The sequence below is a fragment of the Stenotrophomonas genospecies 3 genome (assembly GCF_054473855.1).
The window spans coordinates 1-3,171 of record NZ_JBTMUR010000035.1 but is presented as its reverse complement, the minus strand read 5'-3'; the positions used below and the strand labels follow the sequence as shown (position 1 = coordinate 3,171).

The window sequence follows — 3,171 nt, the reverse complement described above, 5'->3', positions numbered from 1 at the left end:
CATGCTTGACGGTCCCTCCACCCTGGCTCCTACATACCTCGTAGGAGCCGGGAGGAACATACAAGCTTGCTCGACTGCTGCTGGCCGGGGCCGTCGAGCAAGCTCGACGCTACGACGGCCATCCCAACCCCTTGCTTCAGCAGCAGCGTGCCGTTTCCCCGCGCGCTTACGGCGCGGCCTTGCGCACCACCAACGTCGCGCTCGCTTCGCCACCGCCTTCCAGCTGCAGCCGCAACGGCAGCGCCTGCCCTTCCTTCAACGCGCCTTTGCCCTGCATCAGCATCAGATGCAGGCCACCGGGCTTGAGCTCGGCGCGTGCGCCCGGTGCCAGCGGCAGACGCTCGATCGCGCGCATCCGGCTGACCCCATCGACGATCGTGGTTTCGTGCAGCGACACATCGCCGAAGCCACTGCTGATTGCGCCAGTGATCGCCACCGCCTTGCTGCAGCCATTGTGGATGACGCCGTAGCCGGCAGTCATCGGCATTGCCGGATTCGGAGGCAACCGCGCCCAGCCCTGCTCCACCGTGACGCACGCCGGTTCGGCGGCCGAGGCCGATGCTGCGGTCGCACACAGGACCCACAGTACGCCAACGAATGGTTTGGTTATCATCGCCCAGGTTCCTTCTTCGCAACGAGACCGCAGCATGACGACGCTCATCGAGGTGATCAACCATGGCCCCATCCGCGAACTGCGCCTGGCACGGCCGCCGGTCAACGCACTGGACACCGAACTGTGCCGGCAGTTGATCCATGCCATCGAGCTGGCCATGGCCGAAGACGCGCATGGCATCGTGCTGTCGGGCAGCGAGCGCGTCTTCACCGGCGGCATGGACGTGCCGCACCTGCTCTCGCATGGCGATGACAAGCACAAGTTGTTGGACACCTGGAACGCCTTCTTTGGCGCCGTGCGCACGCTGGCCGAGAGCCGCATTCCGGTGGTCGCGGCGATCACCGGCCACGCCCCGGCGGGTGGCTGCGTGCTGGCCCTGTGCTGCGACTACCGGGTGATGGCGCGCAGCGCCGATCCGTCGCGGCCGTATGCCATCGGCCTGAACGAAGTGCAGGTCGGCCTGATCGCGCCGGAGGGCATCCAGCGCCTGCTGCGCCGTGCGGTGGGCGTGCACCGCGCCGGTGTGCTGCTGACCACCGGTTCGCTGGTGCCGGCCGAACAGGCGCTGCAGATCGGCCTGGTGGATGAGCTGGCCGAAGGCGACCTGGTGGTGGCACGCGCCATTGCCTGGCTGCAGAACCTGCTCAAGCAGCCGCGCCAGCCGATGCTGCTGACCCGCGCCATCGCCCGCGCCGACCTGCATGAGGCGCTGCACCCGGACCTGATCCAGCTCGACCGTTTCGTCGAGGCCTGGTTCGCCCCCGATGCGCAGAACGCCCTGCAGGCGCTGGTGGCGCGCCTCGGCAAGTAACCGGTAGTGCCGGCCGCTGGCCGGCATCCGCAGGAACCCCAGGAGGATCATGAGGTTGCCGGCCAGCGGCCGGCACTACCGATGATGGGCCGGGCTGCACCGGTATAATCAGGCCACTTTCACTGCTGTGGCCGCCCCCTTGAACGACACGCCCGAACCCGTCGTCTCCGAGCTGATCGACCTGCTCACGCTGGAGCGGCTGGAGGACAACCTGTTCCGCGGGCAGAGCCGCGACATCGGCACCAAGTACGTGTTCGGCGGGCAGGTGCTGGGCCAGGCGCTGGCTGCGGCGCAGGCCACGGTCGACAACGGCCGCCACGTGCACTCGCTGCACGCCTACTTCCTGCGCGCCGGCAACATCGACCACCCGATCGTCTACGACGTGGACCGCACCCGCGACGGCGGCAGCTTCTCGGTGCGCCGGGTCACCGCGATCCAGCACGGCAAGGTGATCTTCTTCTGCGCGGCCTCGTTCCAGCAGGCCGAGACCGGCGCCGAGCACCAGCACAAGATGCCCGAAGTGCCGCAGCCGGAAGACATCGAACCGAACCGTCCGCTGCCGGCCGAAGTGCTGGAGCGGCTGCCAATCAAGGTGCAGCGCTGGCTGTCACGCGGCGGCCCGTTCGAGTTCCGCCACGTCTACCCGCGTGACGAACTCAACCCGCCCAAGCGCCCGCCCTACCACCAGGTGTGGCTGCGCCTGAGCGAGCCGGTCGGCGATGCCCCGGAGCTGCACCAGGCACTGCTGGCCTATGCCTCCGACTTCCACCTGCTGGGCACGGCGACGTTCCCGCATGGCATCAGCTACTACCACCCGCACGTGCAGATGGCCTCGCTCGACCACGCGATCTGGTTCCACCGCCCGTTCCGTGCCGACGACTGGCTGCTGTACTCGCTGGACAGCCCCAGCGCGCAGGATTCGCGCGGCCTGGCCCGCGGCCAGTTCTTCACCCGCAATGGCGTGCTGGTGGCCAGCACCGCGCAGGAAGGCCTGATCCGCGTGGTTCCCGACCAGGCCGCGGCCGCCGCCGTGCCGGCCAAGGACTGATCCGATGCGCCAGATCTTCAGCAGCCAGCGTGTGGAAACCGTTGAAGGCGTCGCCGAGCTCCTGCGCGGGCATGGCATCGACGTCAAGGTGACCAATGGGCGCTCGTACAAGACCCGTCGCCGCGGCCAGTTCAGCTATACCGACCTGGGCAACGCCAACGCCTACCCAGCGGTGTGGATCGTGCGCGCCGAAGACCAGCCGCGCGCGCGTGAAATCCTGCGCGAGGCGCGACTGCTCGACACCACCCGCCGCGACCATCCGACCGCCGAATTCGCCTTCCGCGACATGCCGGAACAGGGAAGCGGCGGGCGCGGCTGGGCCTGGCGCATCCGCATCGCCCTGCTGGTGGTGATCGCCGGCGTGGCGCTGGTGATCGGCCTGCGCCATCGTGGCGCCCCGGCGCCGGTCGCACCGGCCCCTGCCCCGCAGACCCAGCCGCAGCAGGCGCAACCGGCTCCGCAGGCCGCACCGGAAGAGGAAGAAATCCGGGTTCGCATCCAGCCCTCGAAGTGACGCACGGGTAGTGCCGGCCGCTGGCCGGCAGCCGAAAAAGGGGACGGAGGGGATTAAGTCGTTTTTGGCACAAACGACTTAATCCCCTCCGTCCCCTTTTTTTGTCATGTGACCCGTCCTGAATTGGGTTGACACCTTTTCCCTCTGGAAAAGGAATGTTCAATGAAATCAACAATCAGGCGCAG

At 67.9% G+C, this 3,171-nt stretch carries 4 protein-coding genes; 3 read left to right on the top strand and 1 reads right to left on the bottom strand.

Annotated features, from left to right (window positions below):
• Positions 1-166: 166 nt before the first annotated feature.
• Positions 167-613: a copper chaperone PCu(A)C gene (locus ACX9OT_RS21790; RefSeq protein ID WP_459003659.1), complete on the bottom strand. Its 447-nt coding sequence runs from the start codon at positions 611-613 to the stop codon at positions 167-169.
• A gap of 34 nt (positions 614-647) precedes the next feature.
• Between ACX9OT_RS21790 and ACX9OT_RS21785 the strand changes: the two genes are divergently transcribed.
• From ACX9OT_RS21785 to ACX9OT_RS21775, 3 genes are all read left to right on the top strand, one after another.
• On the top strand, positions 648-1,424 hold the full coding sequence (locus ACX9OT_RS21785) for an enoyl-CoA hydratase/isomerase family protein (RefSeq protein WP_012479449.1): 777 nt from the start codon (positions 648-650) through the stop codon (positions 1,422-1,424).
• A 127-nt stretch (positions 1,425-1,551) separates the two neighbouring features.
• Positions 1,552-2,472, top strand: a complete 921-nt coding sequence (gene tesB, locus ACX9OT_RS21780; protein ID WP_004148214.1) for an acyl-CoA thioesterase II — start codon at positions 1,552-1,554, stop codon at positions 2,470-2,472.
• A gap of 4 nt (positions 2,473-2,476) precedes the next feature.
• The gene (locus tag ACX9OT_RS21775; protein ID WP_459003657.1) at positions 2,477-2,986 is read left to right on the top strand and encodes a pathogenicity-like protein; all 510 of its coding nucleotides are present in this window, start codon (positions 2,477-2,479) and stop codon (positions 2,984-2,986) included.
• The last annotated feature ends 185 nt before the right edge of the window (positions 2,987-3,171 follow it).

What these genes read in the sequence shown, in the direction of transcription:
- ACX9OT_RS21790 (WP_459003659.1), bottom strand. Translation starts at nt 613, where the DNA reads ATGATAACCAAACCATTCGTTGGCGTACTGTGGGTCCTGTGTGCGACC.
- ACX9OT_RS21785 (WP_012479449.1), top strand. Translation starts at nt 648, where the DNA reads ATGACGACGCTCATCGAGGTGATCAACCATGGCCCCATCCGCGAACTG.
- ACX9OT_RS21775 (WP_459003657.1), top strand. Translation starts at nt 2,477, where the DNA reads ATGCGCCAGATCTTCAGCAGCCAGCGTGTGGAAACCGTTGAAGGCGTC.